Here is a 25,913-nt window from a genome sequence, read left to right on the forward strand (position 1 = left end):
CATTGATCATACCGATGAAATCGCGGGCCGGCACCTCGTGCCGGGGCCCGGCATCAGTCGCGCGCCGCACCCGCCGCCGCTTCCCGGTACGCGCTCGGTGTCTGCCCGGCCCAGCGCCGGAACGCGCGCGTGAAGTTCGCCGGGTCGGTGAATTGCAGCCGTTCGGCGATCGTCTTCAGGTCGAGATCCGACGCCGTGAGCAACTGCTTCGCGTCGCGAAACCGCGCTTCATCGAGCAACTGCCGGTAGCTCGACCCGGCTTCCTCCAGCCGGCGCCGCAGCGTGCGCGTCGACACGAGCAACGCGTGGGCGAGCGTGTCCGGCCCCGGGTAGTCGCCGGCTGCGCGCGCCAGCTCCGCGCGCACGCGCCCGACCAGGTCGCCTTCTTCCTGCCGCACCTGCGCATACTCGCGCTCGACCTGCACGAGCGCCTGCCGGTGCGCGACTTCATCGGCGAGCGGCAGCGGCCAGTCGAGCACGTCGCGCGCGATCCATAGCGCGTTCGCCGCACAGCCGAATTCCACCGGCGGCAACTGGTCGCGATAGCGCGCGAAATACGCAGGCTCCGGCCACGCGAACCGCAGCTCGATCGGCGGCGATGCGCGCCCGGCCCATTGCGAGATGTTCTGCGCGAGCCCCGTCAGCACGAATTCGAACATCACGTGATGCTGCAGCACGGGGCTCGCCTGCACGCCATGCAGTTCGAGCGTCGCGCCACGATCGTCTTCCGCATAGGTCAGCCGGTACTGGCGGTTGCGCATCCGGAAGTAGCGCTGCGTGACCGACAATGCTTCGCGGATGTCCCGCGCGGTCAGCGTCGCGTAGCCGAGAAAGCCGTGCACGGTCGGCTTCAGCAGCAGCCCGAACGCGAGTCCGATGCCGGGATCCCCGCCGATCTCGATCGCATTGAGCACCAGCCGCCCCCATTGCGACGGCGCGACGCGCGCGTCCGGTTCGGCCAACACGGCGTCGCGCAGGCCCGTGCCGGCGCGCACGGCGGCCAGGTCGACGCCGCGCGCGGCCAGCGCCTGCAGCAACAGGCGCGTATAGGCAACCGGAATCGTCGGCCGGCGCAGCCCGAGGCGGTCTTTGGCGAGAGCGGAGGTCATGTCTGTTTGGCCGGAAATGACAAGCATTATGGCTGTTTGCCCCCTCACGCTCAAGGCGGCGCGCGCCTACGATGGCAAGCATCGCTTATAGGCTCGACCATCATGACCACCTCCTTTCCCCACCTGCTCGCGCCGCTCGACCTGGGCTTCACGACGCTGAAGAACCGCGTGCTGATGGGCTCGATGCACACCGGCCTCGAAGACAGCCGCAAGACGTTGCCGCGCCTCGCCGAATATTTCGCCGAACGGGCGCGCGGCGGCGTCGGCCTGATCGTGACGGGCGGTTTCGCGCCGAACGTGGCCGGCTGGACCAAGCCGTTCGGCGGCACGCTGATGACGTCGGCCGCCGCGCGGCGGCACCGCGAGATCACGGAGGCCGTGCATGCGGAGGACGGCAAGATCGCGCTGCAGATCCTGCATACGGGCCGCTACGGTTATCACCCGTTCGCGGTCGCGCCGTCGAAGATCAAGTCGCCGATCTCGCCGTTCGCGCCGCACGAGCTGAGCGCGCGCGGCGTCGAGCGGCAGATCCGCGCGTTCGTGCGCTGCGCGAAGCTCGCGCGCGAGGCCGGTTACGACGGCGTCGAGATCATGGGCTCCGAGGGCTACCTGATCAACCAGTTCATTTCGATGCATACGAACAAGCGCACCGATCAGTGGGGCGGTTCGTACGAGAACCGCATCCGCCTGCCGATCGAGATCATCGAGCGCACGCGCGAAGCGGTCGGCCGCGATTTCATCCTGATCTACCGGCTGTCGATGCTCGACCTGATTCCGGACGGCAGCGACTGGAGCGAAACCGTGCAGCTCGCGAAGGCCGTCGAGCGCGCGGGCGCGACGATCATCAACACGGGGATCGGCTGGCACGAGGCGCGTGTGCCGACGATCGCGACGTCGGTGCCGCGCGGCGCGTTCGCGTGGGTGACGAAGAAGATGAAGGGCGAGGTCGGCATTCCGCTCGTGACGACCAACCGGATCAACCGGCCCGAAGTGGCCGAGCAGATTCTCGCGGACGGCTGCGCGGACATGGTGTCGATGGCGCGCCCGCTGCTCGCCGATGCCGAATTCGTCGTCAAGGCCGCGCAGGGCCGCGCCGACGAGATCAACACCTGCATCGGCTGCAACCAGGCGTGTCTCGATCACGCGTTCAGGAACAAGATCGCGTCGTGCCTGCTGAATCCGCGCGCGTGCCACGAGACGGAGCTGAAATACACGCCCGCACCGCAGCCGAAGCGCATCGCGGTGGTGGGCGCCGGGCCGGCCGGGCTCGCATGCTCGACCGTGCTCGCGCAGCGCGGCCATCACGTCGACCTGTTCGACGGCGCGGCCGAGATCGGCGGTCAGTTCAACATGGCGAAGCAGGTGCCGGGCAAGGAGGAGTTTCATGAGGCGCTGCGCTACTTCGGCCGCCAGGTCGAGCTGACCGGCGTGAACCTGCACCTGAACCGCCGCGTCGACGCGAGCGACCTGATCGCGGGCGGCTACGACGAGATCGTGCTCGCGACCGGCGTCGCGCCGCGCGACCCGAAGATTCCGGGGCAGGACGGGCCGAACGTGCTCAGCTATATCGACGTGCTCGCGGGCAAGCAGCCGGTCGGGCGGCGCGTCGCGGTGGTCGGCGCGGGCGGGATCGGCTTCGACGTGGCCGAATACCTGGTGCAGGACGGCGAATCGCCGGCGCTCGATCTGCCGGCGTGGAAGGCCGAGTGGGGCGTGACCGACCCGGCCGCGACGCGCGGCGGCGTGACGCGCGCGCAGGTCCTGGCGCCCGCGCGTGAAGTGACGCTGCTGCAGCGCAAGGCCGCGCCGCTCGGCAAGGGGCTCGGCAAGACGACCGGCTGGATTCACCGCGCGACGCTGAAGATGAAGCAGGTGAAGATGATCGGCGGCGTGAACTACGAATTGATCGACGCGCGCGGGCTGCACGTGTCGTACGGCGAGCAGCGCACCGATCACGAACTGATCGAAGCCGACACGATCGTGCTCTGCACGGGGCAGGAGCCGCAGCGCGCGCTGCTCGCGCCGTTGCAGGCGGCCGGGCGCCCGGTGCACCTGATCGGCGGCGCGGAGCTGGCCGCCGAACTCGATGCGAAGCGTGCGATCGATCAGGGCGCGCGGCTCGCGGCGCGGCTGTAACGGGACGGCCGCGCGTCGCGGCGGTCACTCCATCTCGACGCGTTGCGCCTCGCGCTCTTCCGCTTCCAGCATCGCCTTGACGATCAGGTAGACGGCGGGCAGATCGTCGTCGTCGCGTTTCCAGTCGACGGCTTCCTCGATGTCCGCGGCGACCATCCGGCTGTCGCGCAGCCGGATGAAGGCATCGACGACGGCCGGATCGTTGCGGTTCAGGAAGCCGGTGTTCGAGAACGCCAGCTCCTCGACATTCAGCAGCGCCTGCCAGCTCATCGTGCGGACGGCGGCCGGATGGCTGCGGCGCCGCAAGCCGAGCGCCCGCTGCGCGGGGCCGCCGACGACACGCTGAAGATCGACGACCGCCTGCCGCGCGGCGCGCTCGAAGTGGACGGGATTGAAGCCGGGTTGCTCGGGATCGAATGCGGATGACTGGAACATGGTCGCCTCACTAAAGACCGTCTCGGGTGACGGAATTCGGGTCAAATGACGCAGAAACACTGTAAATATATACAGTGATCGGCGCACTTTCAAGCCCCCGATGACAGCAGGCGGCAGCCGTCCGGCAACCGGGCCGGTTCAGACCGCCGCCGCGATCGTCTCCCGCAGCCACCGATGCGCCGGGTCGCGATGCACGCGTTCATGCCACAGCATCGACATTTCATAGCCGGGCACCTCGACCGGTGCGTCCACCACGCGCAACGCGGGCACGTCGCGCACCAGCCGCTCGGGCAGCATCGCGACGAGATCGGTGCTCGCGACGGCCGACATCACGAACAGGAAGTGCGGCACCGACAGCACGACGCGCCGCGTGGCGCCGACCCTCGCGAGCACTTCGTCCGTCACGCCGAAGAAGCCGCCGCCGTCGGGCGACACGATCACGTGTTCGAGCGTGCCGAACTGCGCGAGCGTCGGGCGCCGCTTCAGCTTCGGATGCCCGGCGCGGCCGATGAGCACGTAGCGTTCGACGAACAGCGGCAGGCGCCGCATGCCGGCCGGCGACCCGTCGCTCGTATGGAACACGAGGTCGATGCCGTTTCGTTCGGTATCCTGCTCGATGCGCGGCGGTACGAGTTCGACCACGGCGAGCCGCGTACCGGGCGCGGCCGAGCGCAGCGTATTCAGCGCGGGCAGCACGATCGTCGATTCGCCGTAGTCGGTCGCGGCCACGCGCCACGTGTTCGTCGCGGTCGCGGGATCGAACGGCGTGGCCGGCACCACCGCGCGCTCGATCGCTTCGAGCGCATCGCGCAACGGCTCGCGCAGCGCTTCCGCACGCGCGGTCGGCCGCATCCCGCGCGGCCCCGGCAGCAGCAGCGGATCGCCGAACAGGTCGCGCAGCTTCTGCAGCTGCACGCTGACCGACGGCTGCGACATGTTCAGCTTCCCGGCCGCGCGCGTGACGTTGTGCTCGGCCAGCAGCACGTCCAGCGTGACGAGCAGGTTCAGATCGAGCCGTCTGAGATTGTCCATGGCTATACCTGGAATATCAGGAATTCATTTCAAATATACCTTCGGCAGGCGCATCCTGCAGTCATTCAATCGACGGAGTGACGAACATGAATGTGCTGATCGTGTATGCCCATCCCGAACCGCGGTCTCTGAACGGCGCGTTGCGCGACTTTGCCGTCGGGCATCTCGAGGCGGCCGGCCACGCGGTGCAGGTGAGCGACCTGTACGCGATGAACTGGAAGGCGGCATTCGATGCGAACGACGTGACCGACCGTGCGCCCGGCGCGCGTTTCGATCCGTCGCTCGATTCGAAGCGCGCATTCGCGGCGGGCACGCAAAGCGACGACATCGCGCGCGAGCAGGAGAAGCTGAAGTGGGCCGACGCGGTGATCCTGCAGTTTCCGCTGTGGTGGTTCTCGATGCCGGCGATCATGAAGGGCTGGTTCGAGCGCGTGTATGCATACGGCTTTGCGTACGGGGTCGGCGAGCATTCCGATACGCACTGGGGCGATCGCTACGGCGAAGGCAGGATGACCGGCAAGCGGGCGATGGTGGTCGTCACGACGGGCGGGTGGGAGTCGCACTACAGCCCGCGCGGCATCAACGGGCCGATCGACGACGTGCTGTTCCCGATCCATCACGGCGTGCTGTATTACCCGGGGTTCGACGTGCTGCCGCCGTTCGTGATCTACCGGACGGGGAAGATGAACGACGCGCGCTTCGACGAAACGCGCGCGGCGCTCGGCCGGCGTCTCGACGATCTGTGGACCACGCCGCCGATTCCGTTCCGTCGGCAGAACGCGGGGGAATACGCGATTCCGGCGCTGACGCTGAAGGACGACATCGCGCCGGGGCAGGCGGGATTCGCGGTTCATCTGGCCGCATGACGGCAGCCGCGCATCGCGTGCGCGGCGACACGGACGACCGTTCCCAAACGCAAAGCGACACGAGCGGCCCGCGAGACTTCACCGGCCGCTCGTGTCGTAGATCGCGCGGCCGTGGGGCACGGCCGCGATTCATCGTGGCTCAGCGATCGTCGTCCCGGATCGACGAAGGGTGCCGGCACAGCGCCCGCACGTCCATCTCCATGTACGGGAACAGCGGCAACTGGCTCAGCAGGTCATGCAGCTGCTGCACGCTTTCAACGTCGAAGATGCTGACGTTCGCGTACTGCCCGGCGATCCGCCACAGATGCCGCCAGACGCCTTCGTTCATCAGCCGCTGGCACATCGCCTTTTCTTCCGCCTTCAGCGTGGCCGCCTTGACCGGATCCATGTCCGCCGGCAGACGAACGGTCATTTCCACATGAAACAGCATCCTGCACTCCTTGAATGATCGATGCGTCGAACGCGGCGCGCGCTCAGGCCTGTGCGCGTGCGCGCTCGACTTCGCTGCCCGGCACGTGCTGCTTGTCCTTGAGCAGCGAGAAATCGAAGTCGATCAGCGCGAACTGCCCGTCGACGCCATACGGCTTGCCTTCCGCGCCTTCGGCCTGCTTGACCGGCGGGATCAGCCCGTCGCGCGTCGCGAACGCGAAGTCGTCCCACAGATGCGGATCGCCGTCGATGTTGATCTGCGTCGTCAGCTTACGATAACCGTCGGCCGAAACGAAGAAGTGAATGTGCGCCGGACGGTGGCCGTGGCGGCCGAGCTGGTCGAGCAGCTGCTCGGTCTTGCTGCCCGGCGGCACGCTGTAGCCGACCGGCAGCACGCTGCGGAAGCTGTAGCGGCCGTCGGCGTCGGTCCGGATCGAGCGGCGCAGGTTGAACGCGGGCTGCGACTGATCGAAGTACGAGTAGTTGCCCAGATGGTTCGCGTGCCACACCTCGACGAGCGCGTTCGCGAGCGGCGCGCCGTTCTCGCCGAGCACCCGGCCGCGCATGATCAGCGTCTGGCCCGGATCGGTGCCGTCGTCGAGACGCGCGTGGCCGACCGATTCCGGCGCACCGGCGACGTACAGCGGCCCTTCGATCGTGCGCGGCGTGCCGCCCTGGATGCCGGCCTTTTCCTCGGCCTCGTCCATCCGCACGTCGAGGAAGCGCTCGAGGCCGAGGCCCGCGGCGATCAGCCCGAATTCGCGGCCGGCTTCGTTCAGGTAGTTCAGCGCGGTCCAGAACTCGCTCGGCTGCACGTCGAAGTCCTCGATCGTGTAGCAGATATCCTTCACGATCCGGTTGACGATCGCGCGCACGCGCGGGTTGCCGGGTTTCTCGGCGGCGTCGTCGAAGGTCTTCAGCAGTGCGTCGATGGCTTGCTTGTTCATCTGTGTCTCCGGTTTCGGTTGTCGTGTGGGGATCAGCGGGCGTCGCGTCGCATCCGTTCGATGCGGGCCCAGTCGAAGGTGATGCCGAGGCCGGGCGCGGCCGGCAGATGCAGCTTGAAATCCTGATAGCGCAGCGGCTCGACGAGGATTTCCTCGGTGAGCAGCAGCGGGCCGAACAGTTCGGTGCCCCATTTCAGCGAATCGAACGTGCTGAACAGCTGCGCGGACGCCATCGTGCCGGCCGCGCCTTCGAGCATCGTGCCGCCGTACAGCTCGATGCCGGCCGCCGCGGCGATCGACGCGACGCTCGCCGCGCCCTGCAGGCCGCCCGACTGCGCGATCTTCACCGCGAACACGTCGGCCGCGCGGTCCTGCGCGAGTGCGAACGCGTCGACCGGGCCGTGCAGCGCCTCGTCGGCCATGATCGGCACCTGCGCGAGCTGCGTGAGGCGTTTGAGCCCCGCGCGGTTGGTCGCGGCGATCGGCTGCTCGACGAGGCTCACGCCGGCTTCGGCCAGCCGCGCGCCGGCCCAGATCGCATCGGTTTCGCTCCAGGCCTGGTTCACGTCGACGCGCACGTCGCCGCGCTCGCCGAGCGCACGCTTGATCGCGACCACGTGCGCCACGTCGTCGGCAACCGCGTTCGAGCCGATCTTCAGCTTGAACGCACGATGGCGGCGCGCGTCGAGCATCGCTTCGGCCTCCGCGATGTCGCGCTGCGTGTCGCCGCTCGCGAGCGTCCAGGCGACATCGACCGCATCGGTCCGGCGGCCGCCGAACAGCTCGGACAGCGGCACGCCGAGGCGCCGCGCCTGCGCGTCGAACAGCGCGGTCTCGATCGCGCACTTCGCGAAACGGTTGCCCTGGAACAGCTTGCGCGCACGCGCCAGCGCGGCGCCGGGGCGTGTCGCGTCCATGCCCTGCAGCAGCGGCGCGAAGTAGGTGTCGATGTTGACCTTGATGCTTTCGGGGCTCTCCTCGCCGTAGGCGAGGCCGCCGATGGTCGTCGCCTCGCCGACGCCTTCGATACCGTCCGTGCATCGAACCCGGACCAGCACGAGGGTCTGGCAATTCATCGTCGCGACCGACAGTTTGTGGGGCCGGATCGTCGGCACGTCGACGAGCAGCGTGTCGATGCGTTCGATGGTGGCGGCAGTTGCTATCATGCGATTCCTCCTGTTGGTGCACATGGTAGGAATTCCCGCCCCGCGTCGTCCAACACTCTTTCCGACTACTTCCATACCTTTGAGGCATGAAATGGAATTGCGTCAGCTCCGCTACTTCATCGCCGTCGCCGAGGAAATGAACATCACGCGGGCGGCGGAGCGGCTGCACATGACGCAGCCGCCGCTGAGCCGCCAGCTCCAGGCGATCGAGGACGAAATCGGGTTGCCGCTGTTCGAGCGCGGCGCGCGGCCGCTGAAGCTGACCGATGCGGGGCGCGTGTTCTATGCGCAGGCGAAGCGCCTCGTCGACCAGGCCGACGAGCTCGGCCCGCTGACGCGGCGGCTTGCGCAGCTGTCGGAGCGGATCGTGATCGGCTTCGTGCCGTCGACGCTGTACGGCGCGCTGCCGGACGTGATCCGCGCGTTTCGCGAGGCGCAGCCGGACGTCGAGCTGTCGCTGATCGAAATGTTCACGCTCGAACAGCTCGGCGCGCTGAAGGGCGGGCGGATCGACGTCGGGTTCGGCCGCCTGCGCTTCGACGACGACCAGCTGGTGCGCGAGGCGCTGATCGAGGAAAAGCTGATCGCGGCGCTGCCGGTCGGGCATCCGCTCGCCGATCCGGCCCGGCCGCTGACGCTCGCGGATATCGCGAACGAGACGATGATCGTCTACCCGAGCACGCCGCGGCCGAGCTTCGCCGATCAGCAGCTGTCCGCGCTGCGCGACGGCGCGGTCGTGCCGGCGGCCGTTCACGAGGTACGCGAGTTGCAGACGGCGCTCGGGCTCGTCGCCGCGCAGGTCGGCGTGTCGCTGGTGCCGGAGAGTGTGGAGGGCGTGCGCGTGCGGGGCGTCGTCTACCGGCGGCTGCCGGAGCCGGCCGCGACGTCGCCGATCATCATGAGTCGCCGGCTGCACGGCGAAAGCGCGGCCACGGCGGCGTTCTGCGCGATTGCGCGGGAGATGATCGCGCCGGCGGCGCAATGACCGCCGTGGGTGCGATGAATCGCAACTAACGGTCTGTTTGGGCGGGCGCCGCCGAATGGGGCGAGGGCGGTGCGGCGCGATGCCGTTGCGGCTCGCGCGACAGCCGGCCGGCCAGCCTGGCGGTCGCGGCTACCGCTTCGCGTCGAGCGTCTCCGACGGCGATTCGCCGAACTTTTCCCGATACGCGATCGCGAAGCGTCCGAGGTGCGTAAACCCGCAATCGAGCGCGACTTCGGCGATCCGCCGGCCGGCCGCCGCGCCGCGCAGCAGCTCGCGCGCATGGTCGAGCCGCGTCGCGCGCAGGTATTGCATCGGGCTCATGCCGCGGAACTGCAGGAAAGCGTCGCGCAGCGTCCGTTCGGGCACGTTGGCGGCCTGGACGATATCGGCGAGCTGCAGCGGCTGCGCATAGTGCGCGTTCACGAACTCCTGCGCGCGCCGCACGAAGCCCGGCGCGGGGTCGCGGTGCGTCGCGCGCAGCACCGACGGCGGATGGCCTTCGATCAGCAGGTCGATCAGCAAATGCTCGAGCTGCGACGCGACACGCGGGTTCGCGTTCGCGCGCTCGAGCAGTTCGGGCGATCGCGCGACAAGCATCAGTTGCTGGCGCCACGCGGAAAGCGCGGCGTCGCTGATGTGCAGCACGGGGTCGAGCGTCGCGCGCGGGTCGCCGGTCAGTGCGCCGACGGTCGCCGCGTCGATGCGCAGCACGAACTGCTCGCAATCGGCCGACAGCACCGCGTCGAAGCGCTCGCCGGGCGCGCACAGCACGCCGGTCTGGCCGTCGACGCCGAGCTGCCGCCCCATCGCGCGCACCTCGGCCTGGCCGGACAGGCAGAACATCAGCAGGTAATAGCCGTCGACCGCGTCGACCTGCACGCGCATCGCGTCGCCGAATGCGATCGTGCCGATCCCGAGCCCGCCCAGCTTGACGAAATCCATGTGCGACGCGCCGTGCACGCGGCCGTTCGGCAGCAGTGCATGCGGCTGCATCACGCGCGAGATGCGCTCGCGCGTCTCGTCGAGATCGCGGGATTCGAACAGCCGGTGCGCGCGCAGCGCGGACGGCTCGAACGACGTTGGGGACATGGGCCTCAGCCTTGGTATGGGCGACGCGCGCTTCGATCCGACGAATGGGTCGCGATCGTGCGCCGGGTCGCGTGTGCCGTCATGCTAGCGCAGAAATCCGCCGAAAGTGGATATTGCGCCGCCGCAATCGCACTTTCCGGATAGACGACGAATATTAGCTTTTCAAAAATCGGCTCCATGCATTCAACGAAATCGATCGACAAGGAGTCCGACATGGAGCAGACAGAATCGCCCGTCGTTTTCGCCGAGCGCGGCGACGCATCCGATGTGACCTTTCCGCACGACGACGGCTCGCGCGTGCCGTACAAGGTGTTCAGCTCGCGTGCGGTCTACGATCGCGAGCAGGAGCGCATCTTCCGCGGACCGACATGGAACTTTGTCGCGCTCGAAGCGGAAATCCCGAAGGCCGGCGACTTCAAGAGCACGTTCGTCGGCGACACGCCGGTGGTCGTCACGCGCGCCGAGGACGGCACGCTCTCGGCGTGGGTGAACCGCTGCGCGCATCGCGGCGCGCAGGTGTGCCGCAAGTCGCGCGGCAACGCGAGTTCGCACACGTGCGTGTATCACCAGTGGAGCTTCGACAGCCAGGGCAACCTGCTCGGCGTGCCGTTCCGGCGCGGCCAGAAGGGGATGACCGGGATGCCGGCCGACTTCGACCCGAAGCAGCACGGGCTGCGCAAGCTGCGCGTCGACAGCTATCGCGGGCTCGTGTTCGCGACCTTCAGCGACGCCGTCGCGCCGCTGCCCGAGTATCTCGGCGAGCAGATGCGCCCGTGGATCGACCGGATCTTCCACAAGCCGATCGAGTATCTCGGCTGCACGCGCCAGTATTCGAAGTCGAACTGGAAGCTGTACATGGAGAACGTGAAGGACCCGTATCACGCGAGCATGCTGCACCTGTTCCATACGACCTTCAACATCTTCCGCGTCGGGATGAAGGCGCGTTCGATTCCGGACGCGAACCACGGGCTGCACAGCATCATCACCGTGACGAAGACGAACGACGACACGTCGGCCGCGTACAAGCAGCAGAACATCCGGTCGTTCGACGAGGGTTTCCATCTCGAGGACGAATCGATCCTCGATCTCGTGTCGGAATACGACGAGGACTGCACCAACCATATCCAGCCGATCTTCCCGCAGCTCGTGATCCAGCAGATCCACAACACGCTGGTCGCGCGGCAGATCCTGCCGAAGGGTCCCGACAACTTCGAGCTGATCTTTCACTTCTTCGGGTACGCGGACGACACGCCCGAGCTGCGCGCATTGCGCATCAAGCAGGCGAACCTCGTCGGGCCGGCCGGCTACATCTCGATGGAAGACACCGAAGCGACTGAACTCGTGCAGCGCGGCACGATACGCGATGCCGATGCGACGTCGGTGATCGAGATGTCGCGCGGCAATCCGGACCAGCAGGACACGGTGATCACCGAAAGCCTGATCCGCAAGTTCTGGGTCGGCTACCAGAAGCTGATGGGCTATTGAGGCGGGAGCGAAAAATGACGGAAGACATGAAGACCTGGTTCGAGATTTACATACTCCAGAACCGCTATATCGGGCACCTCGACAACGACCGGCTCGAACACTGGCCGGAGATGTTCACCGAGGACTGCACGTACGAGATCGTGCCGAAGGAGAACGCCGATCTCGGGCTGCCGGTCGGGATCGTCCACTGCACGAACCAGCGGATGCTGCGCGATCGCGTGGTGTCGCTGCGGCACGCGAACATCTACGAGGAGCACACGTACCGGCACATGACGTCGGGCCTGACGATCGTCGCGGAACGCGACGGCGAGATCGACACCGAGAGCAACTACGTCGTCGTGCAGACGCGCAGCAACGGCGAGTCGAACGTGTACCAGGCCGGCAAGTACTACGACACGGTCGTGCGCACGCCCGACGGGCTGCGCTACAAGACCAAGCGGGTGATCTACGACACGTCGCGCGTGCAGACGCTGCTCGCGACGCCGATCTGACGAAGCAAGGAAACGACATGACCGAAGCAACGCTGGCCGAGTGGCATCCGCTCGGCGCTTTCGACGAATTCTCCGAAGACGAACCGGCGGCGCGCGTCGCCGGCCAGAAGCCGATCGCCGTGTTCCGGATCGGCGACGAACTGTTCGCGATGCACGACCTCTGCACGCACGGCCATGCGCGGCTGTCCGAAGGTTACGTGGAGGACGGCTGCGTCGAGTGCCCGCTGCACCAGGGGCTGATCGACATCCGCACCGGTGCGCCGAAATGCGCGCCGATCACCGAGCCGGTAAGGACCTATCCGATCCGGATCGTCGACGGGCAGGTGGAAGTCAATGTCGGCTGATCCGTTCGTGATCGTCGGCGCCGGCCATGCGGCGCGGCGCACGGCCGAAGCGCTGCGCGAACGCGATGCGGCGGCGCGCATCGTGATGATCGGCGCGGAGCGCGCGCTGCCGTACGACCGGCCGGCGCTGTCGAAGGATGCGCTGCTGACGGACGGCGGCGAGCAGCGTGCGTTCGTGCGCGACGCGGCGTGGTACGACGCGCAGCGCATCGAGCTGCGGCTCGGCACGCGCGTCGACGCGATCGAGCGTGAGGCGCGGCGCGTACGGCTCGACGACGGCACGACGCTGCCATACGCGCGGCTCGTGCTCGCGACGGGGTCGCGCGTGCGCACGTTCGGCGGTGCGGTCGACGAAGGCGTCGTGCCGCACTACGTTCGCACGGTCGACGATGCGCGTGCGTTGCGTGCACGACTGGCACCGGGCCGCCGCGTGGCGGTGCTCGGCGGCGGCTTCATCGGCCTCGAGGTCGCGGCGGCGGCACGCCAGCTCGGCTGCGACGTGACGGTGATCGATCCGGCGCCGCGCTTGCTGCAGCGCGCGCTGCCGGAGGTGGTCGGTGCGTATGCGCGTCGGTTGCACGACGCGCGTGGCGTGGCGTTCCGGATGGCGACGCTGCCGCGTGCGATCCGCCGCGCGCCGGGCGGCGGCGCGATCGTCGAGACCGATCGCGGCGACGTGCCGGCCGATATCGTCGTGGTCGGCATCGGCGTGGTACCGAACGTCGAGCTTGCGCAGGCGGCGGGGCTCGACGTCGACAACGGGATACGCGTCGACGCGGGTTGCCGTACGGCCGATCCGGCGATCTTCGCGGCGGGCGAGGTGACGATGCACTTCAATCCGCTGCTGGGGCGCCACGTACGGATCGAGTCGTGGCAGGTGGCCGAAAACCAGCCGGCCGTCGCGGCGGCGAACCTGCTCGGTGCCGACGAAACCTATGGCGAGCTGCCGTGGCTGTGGTCCGATCAGTACGACTGCAACCTGCAGATGCTCGGGCTGTTCGGCGGCGAACGCACGATCGTCGTGCGCGGCGATCCGGCGAGCGGGCCGTTCACGGTGTTCGGGCTTGGCGACGACGGCAGGATCGTCGCGGTGGCCGCGGCGAACCTCGGGCGCGACATCGGCGCATCGCGCCGGCTGATCGCGGCAGGGGCGGTGCCCGACCCGGCGAAGCTGGCCGATCCGGCGGTGAACCTGAAGACATTCCTGTAACGGCGGCGCGCGCGGTGTGCGTGCACCGCATGCGCCTGCGCGGCCCGCGCGTTTGTCGGTTGCGGCGAAATCGGGGATATTAGCGGCATCGCCGATCCGCCGGTCCGCCATGACGCCAGACAAAGCCCTCGAACTGAAACGCAGCAAGCGCCGCGCGCTGTGGCTGCTGCTGGCCGCCGTCGCGGTGTTCGTCACGACGATCCTGCTGCCGCGCGGCCCGTGGGTCGACGGCTTCAAGGCCGTGGCCGAAGCCGCGATGGTCGGCGCGCTCGCCGACTGGTTCGCGGTCGTCGCGCTGTTCCGCCGCGTGCCGATTCCGTTCGTGTCGCGCCATACCGAGATCATTCCGAAGAACAAGGACAAGATCGCCGACAATCTCGCGGTGTTCGTGCGCGAGAAGTTCCTCGGCCCCGACGCGCTCGCCGCGCAGATCCGCCAGCACGATCCGGCGCGGAAACTCGGTGCGTGGCTCGGCGAGCCGGCGAACACCGATGCGCTCGGCGGCTACGTGACGAGGCTGATGAGTTTCGCGCTCGACATGACCGACGACGCGCGGATCCAGACGTTCGTGCACGACGCGTTCCGCGCGGTGCTCGACCGGGTCGACCTGTCGCAGTCGGCCGGCGCGATCCTCGATACGCTGACGAAGGACGGCCGCCACCAGGCGCTGCTCGACGACGCGATCGAACAGGTGGTGGACGTGCTCGACAAGGAGGAGAACCGCGAGGTGATCGCGGGCTTCATCGTCGAATGGCTGAAGACGCAATACCCGAAGGTCGAGAAGATCATGCCGACGCAATGGTTCGGCGAGAACGGCGCGCGGATGCTCGCGAGCGCGGTGAGCCGCGTGCTCGAAGGCGTGGCGGCCGACCCCGAGCACGAGCTGCGGCAGCGCTTCGACCGGACGGTCGCGCGACTGACCGAGCGGCTGAAGCACGATCCGGCGTTCGTCGCGAAGGGCGAGGAGATCAAGCGCTATATCCGCGACGGCGATGCATTCAACGAGTATGCGCGCGACTTGTGGGACCAGTTGCGCGCGTGGCTGAAGGCCGATCTTGCCCGCGCCGATTCGGCGCTGCACCGGCAGGCCGCGACGCTGGGCGGCTGGCTCGGCGCGCGGCTGTCGGAGAGCCCGGCGCTGCGCGCGTCGCTGAACGAGCATGTCGAGAAGGCCGTGCACGAGATGGCGCCGGATTTCGCCGATTTCCTGATGCGCCACATTCGCGATACGGTGCGCAACTGGGATGCGCGCGAGATGTCGCGGCAGATCGAATTGAACATCGGCAAGGATCTGCAGTACATCCGCATCAACGGCACGCTGGTCGGCGGGCTGATCGGGCTCGGGCTGTATCTGGTGTCGCTGGTGCCGCGCTGGGCGGCGGGGTGGCTGCCTTGACGCGCCCATGCCGTTGAACGGCGGCGCCGGCGCGGCCACGAGCACCGCACAACGGGCGCGATGCCGGGCACGCGCTTTTTTTGTCATGCGTGCGCTTTCGCGCCGTGCAGCTGCAGGCCGAGCGCCTTGATGACTTTCAGGATCGTGCCGAAGCTCGGATTGCCGTCGTGCGACAGCGCCTTGTACAACCCTTCGCGCGACAGGCCCGCATCGCGCGCGACCTGCGACATGCCGCGTGCGCGTGTGATCACGCCGAGCGCGTGCGCGATGAAGGCCGGATCGTCGCCGGCTTCCTGCAGGCAGGCCTCGAAGTAGTCGGCCATGTCGTCTGCGGTTTTCAGGGGTTCGGCCGAATCCCACGGCCGGGTGCGGATCTTGTCCATCGATCACTCCATGTCGAGGCGCGCGAGCATCGCGTGCGCGGCGCGTATGTCGGCCTGTTGCGTCGATTGATCGCCGCCGCAGCGCAGGATGACCCGGATCGGTCCGCGCCGGACGGAGTAGACGCGATAGCCGGGGCCATGATCGATCCGCATTTCGACGACCGGCGAGCCGGCGGACTTCCAGTCGCCGGGGTTGCCCATCGACAGGCGGTCGATGCGAGCCTGGATGCGGCGCTTCGCGACGCGATCCTGCCGGCCGGCAAACCAGGTGTCGAAGACGTCGCTGGTTCGGGCACTGAACGTAGGTGCACGGTAGGGCGCCGATGGCAGTATGTAAACCATGGTTCACAGAAAAAAGGGGGGTGGCAAGTCGTTTCGCGGCTGCTGCGGTAGGGCCGTCCGCCTCGCTTGGGTGCCGATTGGCCGTTCGGCCGAAGTCGAAATCTTTCGAATCCGTCTACAATCAAACACATCCTTGCCGCTCGTGCATGCTCGTCGCGCACGGGTGGGTCCGTTCGTCCTCCGACATCCGGGGGCGCCGCCGCGCATCGTTCGTCGCGCGGCGGGAAGTGCCGTGGTCTGTGTCCAGTAGGTAGAGCGTCCGCGTGCCGTAGGCCGGCGCGCGTCATGTACGCCGCGCGCCCGTAGGCCGGGCAGGCGGCATAACCGAGAGTCCCCCATGAAAGCATCGGATCTGTTCGTGAAGGCGCTGGAAGCCGAAGGCGTCGAGTACGTGTTCGGTATTCCCGGCGAAGAAAACCTCGATCTGCTCGAATCGCTGCGGCGATCGAAGATCAAGCTCGTGCTGACCCGGCACGAGCAGGCGGCCGGGTTCATGGCCGCCACCTACGGCCGCCTGACGGGCCGCACCGGCGTGTGTCTCGCGACGCTCGGGCCGGGTGCGACGAACTTCGTCACGGCCGCCGCGTATGCGCAGCTCGGCGGCATGCCGATGCTGATGATCACCGGGCAGAAGCCGATCAAGTCGAGCAAGCAGGGCCACTTCCAGATCGTCGACGTGGTGGACATGATGCAGCCGCTCACGAAATTCACGCGGCAGATCGTGTCGATCGGCAATATCCCGTCGGCCGTGCGCGAGGCGTTCCGCCGCGCGGAGGAGGAGCGCCCGGGCGCGGCGCACCTCGAATTGCCGGAAGACATCGCGCACGAGGAGGGCGACGGCAAGCCGATCCCGCGCAGCTACAGCCGGCGGCCGGTGGCCGAGGAGAAGGCGGTCGCGCGTGCGGTCGACGCGATCCAGGCCGCCCGCCATCCGCTGCTGATGATCGGCGCGGGCGGCAACCGCAAGACCACCTGCAAGATGCTGCTCGAATTCGTCGACAAGACGGGCATCCCGTTCTTCACCACGCAGATGGGCAAGGGCGTGATCGACGAGACCCATCCGCTGTGGCTCGGCAATGCGACGCTGTCCGACGGCGATTTCGTGCATCGCGCGATCGAGCATGCGGACTGCATCATCAACGTCGGCCACGACGTGATCGAGAAGCCGCCGTTCTTCATGCGCACCGACGACAAGACGGTGATCCACGTGAACTTCCTCGGCGCGCAGGTCGATCCCGTCTATTTCCCGCAGATCGAAGTGGTCGGCGACATCGCGAATGCCGTGTGGCAAATGAAAGAGGCCATGTCGCCGCAGCCGCACTGGGATTTCGCGCGCTTCGCGATGATCAAGGAGCATTTCGACGCCCATCTGGAGAAGGGCCAGCACGATCCGCGCTTCCCGATGTACCCGGTGCGGATCGTCAACGACCTGTACAACGCGCTGCCGGTCGACGGCATCGTCTGTCTCGACAACGGGATGTACAAGATCTGGTTCGCGCGCTACTGGCGTGCGCACGAGCCGAATTCGCTGCTGCTCGACAACGCGCTCGCGTCGATGGGCGCCGGCCTGCCGTCGGCGATCGCGACGAAGATCGTGCATCCGCAGCGCAAGGTGATCGCCGTGTGCGGCGACGGCGGCTTCATGATGAATTCGCAGGAGCTCGAGACGGCCGTGCGGCTGAAGCTCGACCTCGTCGTGATGATCCTGCGCGACGACGCGTTCGGGATGATTCGCTGGAAGCAGGAGAACATGAATTTCCCCGATTACGCGATGACGCTGCAGAACCCCGATTTCGTGTCGTATGCGCAAAGCTACGGCGCGCACGGGCATCGTGTCGAATCGGCCGACGATCTCGAGCCGCTGCTGCGCGAGTGCTTCTCGTCGCCGGGCGTGCACGTGATCGACGTGCCGATCGATTACTCGGACAACGAGCGCGTGCTGAACCGCGAGATCAAGCGCCTGTCGGCACAGCTCTGAATACCCCGTTCACCGGAAGGAGTCGTTCCATGTTGAAGGAAACCTATCCGTACTACCTCGCCAACGAAGCCGTCTACGCGAACACCGATCTGGAGGTCACGGACAAGTTCAGCGGCAAGGTCGCGACGCGCGTCGCGCTGGCCGATGCGAAGGCGATCGATGCGGCGATCGGCGCGGCGGTCGCCGCCGCGAAGCCGATGCGCGAGATGCCGGCCTTCAGGCGGCAGGCCGTGCTCGACCATTGCGTCGCGCGCTTTCGCGAGCGCTTCGACGAACTGGCCGAGGCGTTGTGCATCGAGGCCGGCAAGCCGATCAACGATTCGAAGGGCGAAGTGACGCGGCTGATCGACACGTTCCGCGTCGCCGCGGAGGAATCGGTGCGGATCGACGGCGAGATCGTCAACCTCGAAATTTCCGCGCGTGCGCAGGGTTATACGGGGTACGTGAAGCGCGTGCCGATCGGCCCGTGTTCGTTCATCTCGCCGTTCAACTTCCCGCTGAACCTTGCCGCGCACAAGGTCGCGCCCGCGCTCGCGGCCGGCTGCCCGTTCGTGCTGAAGCCCGCGAGCCGCACGCCGATCGGCGCGTTGATCATCGGCGAGGTGCTCGCGGAAACCGACCTGCCGAAGGGCGCGTTCTCCGTGCTGCCCGCGCATCGCGACGGCGCCGACCTGTTTACGACCGACGAGCGTTTCAAGCTGCTGTCGTTCACGGGTTCGCCGGCCGTCGGCTGGGCGCTGAAGGAGAAGGCGGGCAAGAAGAAAGTCGTGCTGGAACTGGGCGGCAACGCGGCCGCGATCGTCGATGCGGATCAGCGCGACCGGCTCGACTACGTGGTCGAGCGTCTCGCGTTCGGCGCGTACTACCAGTCGGGCCAGAGCTGCATCGGCGTGCAGCGGATCCTCGTGCATGCCGATCTTTACGACGCGCTGCGCGAGAAGCTGATCGCGAAGACGCGTTCGCTGAAGATGGGCGACCCGAAGGATCCGTCGACGTTCGTCGGCCCGATGATCTCCGAATCGGAGTCGCGCCGGCTGTCGGGCTGGATGGACGCGGCCGTCGCGGCGGGCGCGAAGATCGTCGCGGGCGGCAAGGTCGACGGCGCGATGTTCGAGGCGACGCTGCTGGAAAACGTCGGGCACGAGCAGGACCTGTACCGGAAGGAGGCATTCGGCCCGGTCGCGATCCTCGAGAAGTTCGACCGCTTCGACGATGCGCTCGCCCGCGTGAACGACAGCGACTTCGGGCTTCAGGCCGGCGTGTTCACCGATTCGCTCACGCATGCGCAGCGCGCGTGGGATGAACTGGAAGTCGGCGGCGTCGTGATCAACGACGTGCCGTCGTTCCGCGTCGACAACATGCCGTACGGCGGCGTGAAGGATTCGGGCCTCGGCCGCGAAGGGGTCCGCTACGCGATCGAGGACATGACCGAACCGCGGCTGATGGTCGTGCGGCGCCGATAACGCGCCGGCTGCGGCGTCAGTCCGCAACGGCACGCAGGCGGGCGATCGGGCCGGCTTGCGTGCCGTTTTCATTGCGCCGCGCGCATCGGTCCGGCATCGCGCGCGTACCGCCGCGCGGCGGGCCGCCCGCAGCGCGCTCGACTGCGGGCCTCGCCTCGTGATGTAATCGCGCCAAACTGCGGACCGGGGCACGGCACCGGAAAGCGCGAATTCATTCTTCACGAGGTCGATTCATGTCCCCCGTCTCGGCATTCAAGCTGGTTCTGTTGTCATTCCTGGCGATCGTCGCGCTCGAATGCATCGCCAAGCGGTTGCGGTTGCCGCCCGCGGCCGCGCTGCTGATCGGCGGTATCGGGATCGCATTTATTCCCGGCCTGCCGCCGATCAACCTCGATCCCGAGCTGGTGCTGCTGGTGTTCCTGCCGCCGCTGCTGATGGACGGCGCGTACTTCTCCGTATGGGAAGAGTTCAAGCGTAACGTCGGCGGTATCCTGATGCTCGCGATCGGCGCGGTCGTCTTCACGACGTTCGCGGTCGGTTTCGCCGTGCACTGGGTCGTGCCGGCGCTGCCGTGGGCCGCGTGCTTCGCGCTCGGCGCGATCGTGTCGCCGCCCGACGCGGTCGCCGCGAAAGCCGTGCTCGAACGTGTCGCGCTGCCGCGCCGGCTGATGGTGCTGCTCGAAGGCGAGAGCCTGCTGAACGACGCGGCCGGCCTCGTGCTGTTCCGCTTCGCGGTCGCGGCCGCCCTCACCGGTGCGTTCAGCCTCGAGCATGCGGTCGTGCGTTTCGCGGAACTCGGGCTCGGCGGCGTGGTGGTCGGCTTCGTGATCGGCCGGCTCGTCGTGTGGTTCCTGAAGCTGCTCGACGACGACTATCTCGTGATCACCGTCGCGGTGATCGCCGGCTGGATCGCGTACATCGCGGGCGAAATGGTCGAGGTGTCGGGCGTGATCGCGACGGTCACGGCCGGCATGATCATCGGCTGGCATCAGCACGAGGTGTTCTCGGCCGCCGTGCGCACGCGCGGCACCGCATTCTGGCAGGTCATCGTGTTCCTGCTCGAAGCGATGGTGTTCGTGCTGATCGGGCTGTCGCTGCGCGGCGCGATTCACCGGCTCGGCGGTTTCGAGCAGGTGCTTGCCACGATGGTGCCGCCGGTGGTCGCGGTGCTGGCGGCGGTGATCGTGTCGCGCTTCGTGTGGATCTACGCGGTCGAGGCGCTGAAGTGGCCGGTGCGCGGGATCGCACGGCGCGGCGAAGCGCCCGACTGGAAGGCCGCGACGATCATGAGCTGGGCCGGGATGCGCGGGGTCGTGACGCTCGCGATCGCGCTGTCGCTGCCCGAGGCGTTGCCCGGCCGCGACGTGATCCTGGTCGCGTCGTTCGCGGTGATCCTCGTCACCGTGCTGCTGCAGGGCACGACGATCGGGCCGTTGATCCGGCTGCTGCGCCTGCCGCAGCGCGAGGAGCGCGCCGCGCACCATCTGACCGAGCCGCAGACGTGGGCGCACGTCGAGGCCGCGCAGCTCGCGGCGATCCAGCCGCTCGTGCGCGACGAGCACGGCGTCGTGATCCATCCGCGCCTGCTCGAGCAGTACACGTATCGCGCGGAGCTGACCGAACGCTCGAAGAACGAACCCGAGTACCCGGCGGAAGTGCGCACCGCGCACTACGACGTCGTGCTGGCCGCGATCAGGGCCGGGCGTGCCGAACTGTTGCGCCTGCATCGGTCGGGGCGCATCCACGACGAGATGCTGCACACGCTCGAACGCGATCTCGACCTGCAGGAAGTGTCCGCGCAGCACGCGCGCGGGTAAGCGGGCGCGACCCGCTATCCCACGGGCCGGCGTTCTGCCGGCCCTGCACCGCGCGCGGCCGATCCTTCCCCGCCGCGCGATGTTGCTCCCGCCCACCAGCCGATTCGACCTGTCGGAATCCGGCCCTCAATACCACCGGCAAACAGCCTTGCAGACCATGCAAGCCTTATGGCGCCGGTCTCGCAAACGTTATCGTCTTTCGAATCCGGAAATGATCAGATTTATCTGATTCCGTCTCTTTCTGCATATTTGGCAAAACTAAACCGGAAGGAGATAGATGCTGTGTTCTAATTTCATTTAGAATCAGCCGGTTATCTTTATTGAGAGAAAGAATGCGGAGGTAATGCGGTTGCCGATGAGGAAGGAATCGGCGTCTCAAGCCCCGCAAGGCAGTGCCGACAGGCCAAATCGGCGGAATCAGGCGGGTTTTTCAACCGCCAAAATAAGATAGTGTCCAAGTCGGATAAACAACTCCTATGAAAGAATCGATTGGAGATTCGGCGTTTGAAACTGTATTTATGAAAGAATCGAGCAGTGATAATGCCTCGGATTGCCTTGAATCGGGGTTATCGGTCCTTCTGGTCGACGATCAACCGTTCGTCGGCGAGGTGATCCGCCGCGCGCTGCGCAGCGAGCACGACATCGATCTGCACGTGTGTACCGACGCGCACCGGGCGATGGCGGTCGCGCGCGACGTGAAGCCGACGGTGATCCTGCAGGACCTCGTGATGCCGGAGATCGACGGCCTCGATCTCGTCCGCGCGTGGCGCGCCGACGCCGGCACCGCGCGGGTGCCGATCATCGTGCTGTCCGCGAAGGAGGAGCCGATCGTCAAGCGCGAGGCGTTCATCGCCGGCGCGAACGACTATCTGGTGAAGCTCCCCGACGCGATGGAGCTGACCGCGCGCATCCGCTATCACTCGAATTCGTACCTGATGTCCCGGCAGCGCGACGAGGCGCTCGATTTCCTGTCGCACGACATGCGTTCCCCGCAGACGTCGATCCTCGCGCTGCTCGATGTCTACCGCGCCGAACACGGCGACATGCCGGCGATCATGGAGCGCATCGCCGGCCATGCGCGGCGTGCGCTGGCGCTTGCCGACGGCTTCATCCACCTGACCCGCGCGCAGTCCGAGCGCCGCGCGCACGAGGTCTTGAGCCTCAACGAGATCGTGGTCGATGCCGTCGACCAGCTGTGGGAGAAAGCGGCCGGGCTCGGCTGCCGGGTCGTCGCGCACGTGCCCGACACCGAGTGCGTGACGATGGGCGACCGCATGATGCTCACGCGCGCGGTCGCGAACCTGATCGACAACGGACTGAAGTACGGCCCGGCCGGTACGGACGTGCACTGCACGCTGAGCAGCGAGGACGGCGCCTGGCTGATCGGCGTCGAGGATGGCGGCGCCGGCATCGCGCCCGAGCAGCGCACGGCCGCGACCGAGTCGTTCGTGCAGCTCGAAACCGTGAACGGCGCGGCGCGCGGCGGCTTCGGCCTCGGGCTTGCGTTCGTGCGCGCGACGGCGGCGCGGCATCGCGGCCAGATCCTGATGCGCAATACGGCGCGCGGCTTCATGGTCGCGCTTCGGCTGCCGGCGCAAGCGGAGCGGTGATTTCGCGGCGCGGCCTGCCGGCGCCGCGTCGTCCGCATCCGACCCCGATGCGCTCGTGGCGCGCCGACCGGCGCGCAGGCGGGCGCGGATTTTTTCAACGCTGATTTTAGAAAGCCCATAACGAACATGGCCACCGTGACGCCCCGCGCGACCAATGAAAGCCTGCATCCGACGATCGGCGCTGCCCGGCTGACGCTCGGCAATCGCATCCTGCTCAGCTTCGGCGTGTTGTTCGTGCTGATGCTGGTGACAGCCGGCGTGTCCTACGAGCGACTGCGCGCGATCAACGCCGAAGCCATCAGCATCGAGCGCGACTCGCTGCCCGGCGTGTACCTCGCGTCATCGCTGCGCGGCTCGGTCAACGAATCGTTCATGCTGTTGCAGCAGGCAACGTTCGTCGATACCGACCCCGACAGCGTGCATCGCGATCTCGCGAAGATCGCCGACGCGATGAAGGAAGTCGAGGCGCTGTCGGTCGACTATCAGGCCACGACGTTTCGCGACGACGACCGGCAACGGTTCGCCGCGTTCCGCGGCGCATACGATCGTTACCTGCCGCTCCTGAGCGACGCGATTCAGAAGACCCGCGCGTCGCACGACGACGCGGTCGCGGCGTACACCAAGGCGCAACCGGCCTGGGCCGAGGTCGTGCGCAACGCCAACGTCCTGGTCCAGGAGAACCGCAAGTTCGCCGAGCAGTCCGCGAAGCTGATCCGCGAATCCGTGCAGGACACCGAGGTCGTGCTCGCGACCGCGCTCGCGTTCGTGCTGCTGTCCGCGCTCGGGCTCGGCTACGTGCTGTACCGTTCGGTGACCGTGCCGATGGCGCGCCTGGTGGAAGTGCACGACGTGATGCGCACCGGCAACCTCACGCGCCGCCTCGACCTGCGTCGCCGCGACGAATTCGGCACGCTCGAGACGGGCTTCAACCGGATGGCCGACGAGCTGACCGAACTCGTCGCGCGCGCGCAGCAGTCGTCGCTGCAGGTGACCACGTCGGTGGCCGAGATCGCGGCGACGTCGCGCGAGCAGCAGGCGACCGCGAACGAAACCGCGGCGACGACGACCGAGATCGGCGCGACCTCGCGCGAGATCTTCGCGACCTCGCGCGACCTGCTGCGCACGATGAACGAGGTGGCCGGCGTGGCCGAGCAGTCGGCGACGCTCGCCGGCGTGAGCCAGAGCGGGCTCACGCGGATGGGCGAGACGATGCGCAGCGTGATGGACGCGGCCGGCTCGGTGAACGCGAAGCTCGCGATCCTCAACGAGAAGGCGCTGAACATCAACCAGGTGGTCGCGACCATCACCAAGGTGGCCGACCAGACCAACCTGCTGTCGCTGAACGCGGCGATCGAGGCCGAGAAGGCCGGCGAGTACGGCCGCGGCTTCGCGGTCGTCGCGACCGAGATCCGTCGTCTGGCCGACCAGACGGCCGTCGCGACCTACGACATCGAGCAGACGGTGAAGGAAATCCAGTCGGCCGTGTCGGCGGGCGTGATGGGGATGGACAAGTTCTCCGAGGAAGTGCGCCGCGGGATGCTCGACGTGCAGCAGGTCGGCGGGCAGCTGTCGCAGATCATCGCCGAGGTGCAGACGCTCGCACCGCGCTTCCAGATGGTCAACGAGGGGATGCAGACGCAGGCGAACGGCGCCGAGCAGATCACGCAGGCGCTGTCGCAACTGTCGGAGGCCGCGCAGCAGACGGCCGAGTCGCTGCGCCAGTCGTCGCAGGCGATCGACGACCTGACGCTGGTGGCGAACCAGTTGCGCACCAGTGTGTCGCGCTTCAAGGTCGACGCGTGACGCGCGCCGATCCGCAGAACGGCGCGCAGGCGCTGTTCCTGATGTTCGAGCTCGACGGCGAGCGTTATGCGCTCGACGCGGCCGGCATCGACGAGGTGTTGCCGCTCGCGGACACGAAGGCCGTGCCCGGCGCGCCCGACTGGATCGCCGGGCTGTTGATGCGCGCCGGCCAGCCGGTGCCGGTGATCGACGTGCCGATGCTGGCGCTCGGGCGGCGCGCGCACGCGCTGCGCTCGACGCGGCTCGTGATGGTCCGCTACCGCGCGGGCGAGGCCGGCGTCGAGCGCACGCTCGGCCTGATCGTCGAACGTGCGACGCAGACGATGCGGATCGACCGCGCGGCGTTCCACGCGAGCGGCATCTCGACCGCGCGCACGCGCTGGCTCGGGCACGTCGCCAATACGCCTGACGGCATCGTGCAGCAGGTGTCGGTGTCCGACCTGATCGATGACGTGGCGCACCTGTATCTGTTCGATGGCCTGCCGGGCCACGGGGGGGAGTTCGCATGAAAGCGTCCGAATCGCGATTTCGCGGCTGGCTGTTGCGCGAGACCGGCATCGACCCCGATTCGCTCGGCAACGATTTTCTGACGCGGGCGCTGACGGAGCGCGTGCATGCGCTGCAGGCGGACGGCGAGCGGCTGCCGTCGGCGGCGCGGCCGCCGGTCACGCCGGAGGCGCTCGACGCGTACTGGCAGCAGTTGAACGCATCGGCCGACGAGCGGCGCGCGCTGATCGAGCTGTTCGTCGTGCCCGAGACGTGGTTCTTCCGCGACCGCGAGGCGTTCGCGACGCTCGCGCGGCTGGCGGCCGAACGGCTTGCCGCGCTGCCCGGCCGGGTGATCCGCGTGCTGAGCGCGCCGTGCTCGACGGGCGAGGAGCCGTATTCGGCGGCGATGGCGCTGCTCGACGCGGGGCTCGAGCCGGCCAGCTTCACGATCGACGCGATCGATCTCAGTGCGCGCGCGATCGAGTACGCGCGGCTCGGCTGTTACGGACGCAACGCGTTTCGCGGCACGGCGACGGAGTTTCGTTCACGGTATTTCACGCCGGCCAGCGACGGCTGGCTGCTCGACGAGCGCGTGCGCGCCTGCGTGCAGTTTCGTCACGCGAATCTCGTCGAACCGGCCGCGGATACGGGCATTCGCTACGATTTCGTGTTCTGCCGCAACGTGCTGATCTATTTCGACCGCGACGCGCAGGATCGCGTGATCCGCTCGCTCGACGCGCTGCTCGTCGACGACGGCATGCTGTTCGTCGGGCCGGCCGAAACGGGCGTCGCGATGCGGCACGGAATGCGCTCGGCGCGCGTGCCGCTGGCATTCGCGTTTCATCGCGAGCCGGCCGGCACGGCGGCCGACGCGGCCGCGGCTGCGGCTGCGGCGGCGCCGTACCGGC

At 67.7% G+C, this 25,913-nt stretch carries 24 protein-coding genes; 15 read left to right on the forward strand and 9 right to left on the reverse strand.

All coding sequences use genetic code 11. The features are described from left to right. Positions 1–53 precede the first annotated feature (53 nt). Positions 54–1,136 (reverse strand): AraC family transcriptional regulator, encoded by a 1,083-nt coding sequence (locus tag G3N62_RS02340; RefSeq protein ID WP_124668794.1) that lies wholly within the window; start codon positions 1,134–1,136, stop codon positions 54–56. A 75-nt stretch (positions 1,137–1,211) separates the two neighbouring features. Between G3N62_RS02340 and G3N62_RS02345 the strand changes: the two genes are divergently transcribed. After that, the gene (locus tag G3N62_RS02345) at positions 1,212–3,245 is read left to right on the forward strand and encodes an NADPH-dependent 2,4-dienoyl-CoA reductase (RefSeq protein WP_124668795.1); all 2,034 of its coding nucleotides are present in this window, start codon (positions 1,212–1,214) and stop codon (positions 3,243–3,245) included. Positions 3,246–3,269: 24 nt separating this feature from the next. On the opposite strand, the gene G3N62_RS02350 is transcribed toward G3N62_RS02345, so the two are convergent. Together G3N62_RS02350 and G3N62_RS02355 are read right to left on the reverse strand one after the other, a co-directional pair. Further along, positions 3,270–3,680, reverse strand: a complete 411-nt coding sequence (locus G3N62_RS02350; RefSeq protein WP_049036155.1) for a DUF2471 family protein — start codon at positions 3,678–3,680, stop codon at positions 3,270–3,272. A gap of 138 nt (positions 3,681–3,818) precedes the next feature. Next, entirely contained in the window at positions 3,819–4,712 is an 894-nt protein-coding gene (locus tag G3N62_RS02355; protein ID WP_034185652.1) for a LysR family transcriptional regulator, read from the reverse strand. Between the two features lie 86 nt (positions 4,713–4,798). On the opposite strand from G3N62_RS02355, the gene G3N62_RS02360 reads away from it, so the two are divergent. After that, on the forward strand, positions 4,799–5,578 hold the full coding sequence (locus G3N62_RS02360) for an NAD(P)H-dependent oxidoreductase (protein WP_124609058.1): 780 nt from the start codon (positions 4,799–4,801) through the stop codon (positions 5,576–5,578). A gap of 139 nt (positions 5,579–5,717) precedes the next feature. On the opposite strand, the gene catC is transcribed toward G3N62_RS02360, so the two are convergent. From catC to G3N62_RS02375, 3 genes are read right to left on the reverse strand one after another with little or no spacing between them, the layout of a single operon-like run. Further along, the gene (gene catC / locus G3N62_RS02365; RefSeq protein WP_034185653.1) at positions 5,718–6,008 is read right to left on the reverse strand and encodes a muconolactone Delta-isomerase; all 291 of its coding nucleotides are present in this window, start codon (positions 6,006–6,008) and stop codon (positions 5,718–5,720) included. A 43-nt stretch (positions 6,009–6,051) separates the two neighbouring features. Further along, positions 6,052–6,954: a catechol 1,2-dioxygenase gene (gene catA / locus G3N62_RS02370; RefSeq protein ID WP_034185654.1), complete on the reverse strand. Its 903-nt coding sequence runs from the start codon at positions 6,952–6,954 to the stop codon at positions 6,052–6,054. A 32-nt stretch (positions 6,955–6,986) separates the two neighbouring features. Beyond that, positions 6,987–8,120, reverse strand: a complete 1,134-nt coding sequence (locus tag G3N62_RS02375) for a muconate/chloromuconate family cycloisomerase (RefSeq protein ID WP_034185655.1) — start codon at positions 8,118–8,120, stop codon at positions 6,987–6,989. 91 nt (positions 8,121–8,211) lie between these two features. Here G3N62_RS02375 and G3N62_RS02380 point away from each other — a divergent pair, with 91 nt between their 5' ends. Next, on the forward strand, positions 8,212–9,105 hold the full coding sequence (locus G3N62_RS02380) for a LysR family transcriptional regulator (RefSeq protein ID WP_034185656.1): 894 nt from the start codon (positions 8,212–8,214) through the stop codon (positions 9,103–9,105). 129 nt (positions 9,106–9,234) lie between these two features. On the opposite strand, the gene andR is transcribed toward G3N62_RS02380, so the two are convergent. After that, positions 9,235–10,194, reverse strand: coding sequence for an anthranilate 1,2-dioxygenase regulatory protein AndR (gene andR / locus G3N62_RS02385; protein WP_034185657.1), 960 nt, complete (start codon positions 10,192–10,194; stop codon positions 9,235–9,237). A gap of 213 nt (positions 10,195–10,407) precedes the next feature. On the opposite strand from andR, the gene andAc reads away from it, so the two are divergent. The 5 genes from andAc to G3N62_RS02410 all read left to right on the forward strand — a co-directional run bounded on the left by andAc (position 10,408) and on the right by G3N62_RS02410 (position 15,120). Then, positions 10,408–11,679 (forward strand): anthranilate 1,2-dioxygenase large subunit AndAc, encoded by a 1,272-nt coding sequence (gene andAc / locus G3N62_RS02390; protein WP_049029683.1) that lies wholly within the window; start codon positions 10,408–10,410, stop codon positions 11,677–11,679. Between the two features lie 14 nt (positions 11,680–11,693). Then, on the forward strand, positions 11,694–12,170 hold the full coding sequence (gene andAd / locus G3N62_RS02395; RefSeq protein ID WP_206141135.1) for an anthranilate 1,2-dioxygenase small subunit AndAd: 477 nt from the start codon (positions 11,694–11,696) through the stop codon (positions 12,168–12,170). 17 nt (positions 12,171–12,187) lie between these two features. After that, entirely contained in the window at positions 12,188–12,514 is a 327-nt protein-coding gene (andAb, locus tag G3N62_RS02400; RefSeq protein WP_006479527.1) for an anthranilate 1,2-dioxygenase ferredoxin subunit AndAb, read from the forward strand. Continuing rightward, positions 12,504–13,724, forward strand: a complete 1,221-nt coding sequence (andAa, locus tag G3N62_RS02405) for an anthranilate 1,2-dioxygenase system ferredoxin--NAD(+) reductase (RefSeq protein ID WP_124668796.1) — start codon at positions 12,504–12,506, stop codon at positions 13,722–13,724. The genes andAb and andAa overlap by 11 nt, the downstream gene beginning before the upstream one ends. Positions 13,725–13,833: 109 nt before the next feature. Next, positions 13,834–15,120 (forward strand): DUF445 domain-containing protein, encoded by a 1,287-nt coding sequence (locus G3N62_RS02410; protein WP_034185659.1) that lies wholly within the window; start codon positions 13,834–13,836, stop codon positions 15,118–15,120. Between the two features lie 83 nt (positions 15,121–15,203). On the opposite strand, the gene G3N62_RS02415 is transcribed toward G3N62_RS02410, so the two are convergent. Both G3N62_RS02415 and G3N62_RS02420 read right to left on the reverse strand, forming a co-directional pair. After that, positions 15,204–15,503, reverse strand: coding sequence for an addiction module antidote protein (locus G3N62_RS02415; RefSeq protein WP_124668797.1), 300 nt, complete (start codon positions 15,501–15,503; stop codon positions 15,204–15,206). Between the two features lie 3 nt (positions 15,504–15,506). Beyond that, positions 15,507–15,845, reverse strand: coding sequence for a type II toxin-antitoxin system RelE/ParE family toxin (locus G3N62_RS02420; protein WP_124668798.1), 339 nt, complete (start codon positions 15,843–15,845; stop codon positions 15,507–15,509). Positions 15,846–16,182: 337 nt separating this feature from the next. Between G3N62_RS02420 and G3N62_RS02425 the strand changes: the two genes are divergently transcribed. The 7 genes from G3N62_RS02425 to G3N62_RS02455 form a co-directional block, all read left to right on the forward strand. Next, positions 16,183–17,823 (forward strand): acetolactate synthase large subunit, encoded by a 1,641-nt coding sequence (locus G3N62_RS02425; RefSeq protein WP_034185662.1) that lies wholly within the window; start codon positions 16,183–16,185, stop codon positions 17,821–17,823. Positions 17,824–17,852: 29 nt separating this feature from the next. Continuing rightward, positions 17,853–19,286 (forward strand): aldehyde dehydrogenase family protein, encoded by a 1,434-nt coding sequence (locus G3N62_RS02430; RefSeq protein ID WP_034185663.1) that lies wholly within the window; start codon positions 17,853–17,855, stop codon positions 19,284–19,286. Between the two features lie 233 nt (positions 19,287–19,519). Further along, the gene (locus tag G3N62_RS02435; protein WP_034185664.1) at positions 19,520–21,103 is read left to right on the forward strand and encodes a Na+/H+ antiporter; all 1,584 of its coding nucleotides are present in this window, start codon (positions 19,520–19,522) and stop codon (positions 21,101–21,103) included. Between the two features lie 476 nt (positions 21,104–21,579). Further along, complete coding sequence (locus tag G3N62_RS02440) at positions 21,580–22,713, forward strand: hybrid sensor histidine kinase/response regulator (protein WP_034185665.1); 1,134 nt, start codon at positions 21,580–21,582, stop codon at positions 22,711–22,713. 126 nt (positions 22,714–22,839) lie between these two features. Continuing rightward, positions 22,840–24,516, forward strand: coding sequence for a methyl-accepting chemotaxis protein (locus G3N62_RS02445; protein ID WP_034185666.1), 1,677 nt, complete (start codon positions 22,840–22,842; stop codon positions 24,514–24,516). Beyond that, complete coding sequence (locus G3N62_RS02450; RefSeq protein ID WP_124668799.1) at positions 24,513–25,025, forward strand: chemotaxis protein CheW; 513 nt, start codon at positions 24,513–24,515, stop codon at positions 25,023–25,025. Before G3N62_RS02445 ends, G3N62_RS02450 begins: the two co-directional genes overlap by 4 nt. After that, positions 25,022–25,913: protein-glutamate O-methyltransferase CheR (locus G3N62_RS02455; RefSeq protein WP_206141136.1), on the forward strand; the 892-nt coding region annotated here is incomplete at its 3' end. The genes G3N62_RS02450 and G3N62_RS02455, both read left to right, overlap by 4 nt.

Source organism: Burkholderia sp. Tr-20355 (assembly GCF_017104685.1).
GTDB lineage: Bacteria > Pseudomonadota > Gammaproteobacteria > Burkholderiales > Burkholderiaceae > Burkholderia > Burkholderia seminalis.